Consider the following 3,489-nt stretch of genomic DNA (forward strand, 5'->3'; position numbering starts at 1 on the left):
TCGGGCGCCAGTGGTGGGATCTGTGGCTGGTGCCGGCGCGGAACGCCGCCGGGATACGGGTTTCCCGCATCCTCGACGACATCTGGGACAAGCGGACGGCATACGTCTGCGCCGGCCACGGGACCGACGGCTGGCTGGCCGCTCCCTGCTACACCGGTGACAACGACTTCTCCGTACGGCTGGACCCGGCGCCCGTGTCCGCCGCCACACGCTGACCGAGCGCCCCGGAGACCGATGGAACATGTGACCGGTCGGTGGATTGTGCGAGGAAAACGTGAATTCTCCACACCCCGTCAATTGCCGACGGGGCATCGTGTGCTGTCCGGCGCGGGAAATTCAAGAAGGTGCAATTCATGTGATCTTCGGGCTCATGGAATTACTTCTGAGCTGACCGCGAACTGCCCGTAAGAGTGAAGTTGTTGGCGTTCGGCCGATCGCGTGATCCTGTGACACAAGCGTGACCGCTGAGGGACGGGAAGCGTCCTGTGCCGGTATCCGTTCGGCTTCCTTCACCGCCCGGTGGCGCCTACGGTGAGTGTTATGGCACCTATACCGAGTCAGTCCCGACAGCCCGACGACGTCCCCGGCTCCTATGTCGGACTTGACGCCGACAGCGCCGAGCGGCGCGCCCGCAGGCGCGGCTGGACGACGGTCAGAAGTCTGCCGCCGGGCTCGATCATCACGATGGAGTACCTGGAGGGCCGCCTCAACTTCGAGGTCGAGAACGGCAAGGTCATCCGCTGCTGGCACGGCTGAGCCGCCGCCGTACGACAAGGCCCCGGCCTGGTCGGCCGGGGCCTTCGCGTGTAACCGGAGAGGTGGTGAGGGCCGGGGGAGGGCTGTGCGTACCGTCCCCCGGTCCGCTCAGCCGCCCACCGGCCGGGAGTTCGGTGGGCGGCGGCTGCCCGCCGGAGCCGTCGGTGTCCGCTCGGAGCGCACCGCGTGCGGCCGGGACTGGGTGAGCTGCGCGGTGCTCCGCGTGCTCACCGCGCGACTGCTGTGACCTGCTCCGACGGACTCGCGCGGAGGCTCCTCGCCCTGCGCGGAGGCGCCCTGCGGGACCGGCGTGGGTCTCGGTCCGCCGGCCGCGACCGGAGTCGTCGGGATCCGGCGACGGCTGTCCAGCCAGCGGTCGCGCACCGCGAGGACGGCCGGTTCCGCACGGCCGATCAGCGGCTCGAACCAGGGCAGTCCCAGCAGGATCAGCAGACCGGCGGCCCAGCCGAGCAGCACATCGCTCAGCCAGTGCGTACCGAGATAGACGGTGGTCGCGCCGACGCCCAGCGCCACCACGGCCGACAGGACCGACAGATAGCGTCTGGCCCGTGGCGTGGTGGCCAGATAGGCCAGGATTCCCCAGGTCACGACGGCGTTGGCGGTATGGCCCGAAGGAAATATATCGCCGCCCGCGAACAGCTCGGCCGAGCCGATCTGCGTCGCGTAGTGCGGGCCGAGCCGGCCGAGCCCGAGCTTGACCGCGCCGACGGTCACATTGAGCAGCAGGAGAGCGGTGCCGAGCGCCAGCAGCGGGCGCACCGTGTGCTGGCGCCAGGAGCGCCAGCCCAGCCAGGCCGCGATCATCACGGCGGTGGGGCCGCGCTGGCCGAGCACCACGAAGTAGTCGAGGAAGGCATGCAGATCCGGCCATTGCTGATAGGGCCGGAACAGCATGACTTTCCAGTCGAGGGTCACCAGTGAGGAGGTGACGAGCACGGCGACGACGATGGCGAGATAGAACGCCAATGTCCCGCCGAAGAGAGCCGTGCGGGTGCGGCTCATCCGCGGGATCTCTATCTTCGGCGGCTCCGGCTCCCGGTCCAGGCGGGCAAAGATGTCGGTACGCACACAATGGACGTTACAGCGAGTGAGTGAGTGAACCGGTCCATCACGTCCCTTCGTGATGACGATGTGATGTGGAGTACGCCTCGGCGGACCGTTTATTCGAAGCGGTTCCGAAAATCCAAGTGACCTTCGGCCCTATTCACCGACACGCCCTTCCAGGAACTGTCTTTGTGCAGCACAGAAATAGTTCACCGTGGCGTCGCACAGAATTTCCCTGCTGCTTGCGCACGCCCTGGGCCCGCGGTCCTGGCCGGTGCGGCGTGGCGTACGCCACACCGCCTGGTCGGAACGGTGAGGGAGCCACCACGCGCCACACGCGTTCACTCGCGTACGCTGTCGGCTCACTCGCCCGTCGATGCCGGGCCACCCCGAGGGACCACTGTCCCCGTCGGCCCACCGAGCGCGAGGGACGCATTGGGAGGTACTCAGATGTCCGGGACCACCACGGCCGGATCACGGCTGCGCGCGGCCACCGGTGCCAATCGCTGGGTTGTCCTGTTCGTCCTCTGCGTCAGCCTGCTGCTGGTGGCGCTCGACGCGACGGTCCTGCATGTCGCCGTACCCGCCGTCACCGCGGACCTCAGGCCCAGCGGTGTCGAGCTGCTCTGGATCGTGGACGCGTATCCGCTGGTCTGCGCCTCGCTGCTGATCCTGTTCGGCACGCTCGGCGACCGCATCGGGCGCAGACGTGTGCTGCTGATCGGCTACGGGCTCTTCGGCGCGGCCTCGGCCGTCGCGGCCTTCGCCGGCTCGCCCATGGTGCTGATCGGGGCACGCGCGCTGCTCGGTGTCGGCGGTGCGATGATCATGCCCGCGACGCTCTCCATCCTGCGCGCGGTCTTTCCCGACCGGCGGGAGAGGGCCGTCGCCATCGGTGTCTGGACCGCCGTCGCGGCCGTCGGAGCCGCCGTCGGCCCGGTCCTCGGCGGTTTTCTCGTCGAACACTTCTGGTGGGGCTCGGTCTTCCTGATCAATATCCCGCTGCTGGCGGTCCTGCTGCCGCTGGGCCGGGTGCTGCTGCCCGAGTCCAAGGGCTGCGGTGACGGTCCCTGGGACGTACTGGGCGCGCTGATGGCCGCGGCCGGAGTGCTCGGAGTGGTGTTCGGGGTGAAGCGGCTCGGCGCCGGAGAAGGGCCGCTGAGCCTCGCGACGCTCGGTCCGCTCTGCGTGGGCGCGGCCCTGCTGATCCTCTTCGTCCGCAGACAGCGTCGCCGCGAGCATCCGCTGATCGACATGCGGATGTTCGCCAGGCCCACGTTCTCCACCTCCGTCGGCTGCATCGTCCTCGCCATGCTGGCCCTGGTCGGTCTGGAGCTGATCGCGGTCCAGTACCTCCAGCTCGTGCTGGGGCTCAGCCCGCTGGAGACCGGACTGCGGCTGCTGCCGCTCACCTTCGCCGCCATGGCCGCGGGCATCACGGGATCGGCCACGCTGCGCCGGCTCGGTCCGCGCCGGATGGTGTCCTGGGGCTTCGTCCTGACCGCGGTCGCCGTGCTGCTGCTGGTCCTGATGGGCCAGCACGACCGGCCCGGCCTGCTGGCGGCGGGCTTCGTCCTGCTGGGCTTCGGACTCCAGACCACGCTCTTCGGCGCGTACGAGTCGATGCTCAGCGAGGCTCCCGCCGATCAGGCGGGCGGGGCGGCGGGC

At 69.2% G+C, this 3,489-nt stretch carries 3 protein-coding genes and 1 pseudogene; 3 read left to right on the forward strand and 1 reads right to left on the reverse strand.

Going from position 1 to position 3,489, the window contains the following annotated elements:
* Both GA0115259_RS40910 and GA0115259_RS36940 read left to right on the forward strand, forming a co-directional pair.
* Window positions 1-215, forward strand: a pseudogene (locus GA0115259_RS40910) (hypothetical protein); the annotation flags it as partial.
* Between the two features lie 325 nt (window positions 216-540).
* Window positions 541-756 carry an I78 family peptidase inhibitor gene (locus GA0115259_RS36940; protein ID WP_093604878.1) on the forward strand — a complete coding sequence of 72 codons (216 nt, stop codon included), beginning with the start codon at window positions 541-543 and terminating at the stop codon, window positions 754-756.
* Between the two features lie 108 nt (window positions 757-864).
* On the opposite strand, the gene GA0115259_RS36945 is transcribed toward GA0115259_RS36940, so the two are convergent.
* Window positions 865-1,845, reverse strand: a complete 981-nt coding sequence (locus tag GA0115259_RS36945; RefSeq protein ID WP_093604880.1) for a phosphatase PAP2 family protein — start codon at window positions 1,843-1,845, stop codon at window positions 865-867.
* 426 nt (window positions 1,846-2,271) lie between these two features.
* Between GA0115259_RS36945 and GA0115259_RS36950 the strand changes: the two genes are divergently transcribed.
* On the forward strand, window positions 2,272-3,489 hold a 1,218-nt coding region (locus GA0115259_RS36950; protein WP_093604882.1), incomplete at its 3' end, for an MFS transporter.

It is taken from the genome of Streptomyces sp. MnatMP-M17 (assembly GCF_900091995.1).
Classification (GTDB): Bacteria; Actinomycetota; Actinomycetes; order Streptomycetales; family Streptomycetaceae; genus Streptomyces.

Excerpts from the sequence above, each read along its gene's own strand:
- GA0115259_RS36940 (WP_093604878.1), top strand. The coding sequence starts at position 541 with ATGGCACCTATACCGAGTCAGTCCCGACAGCCCGACGACGTCCCCGGC.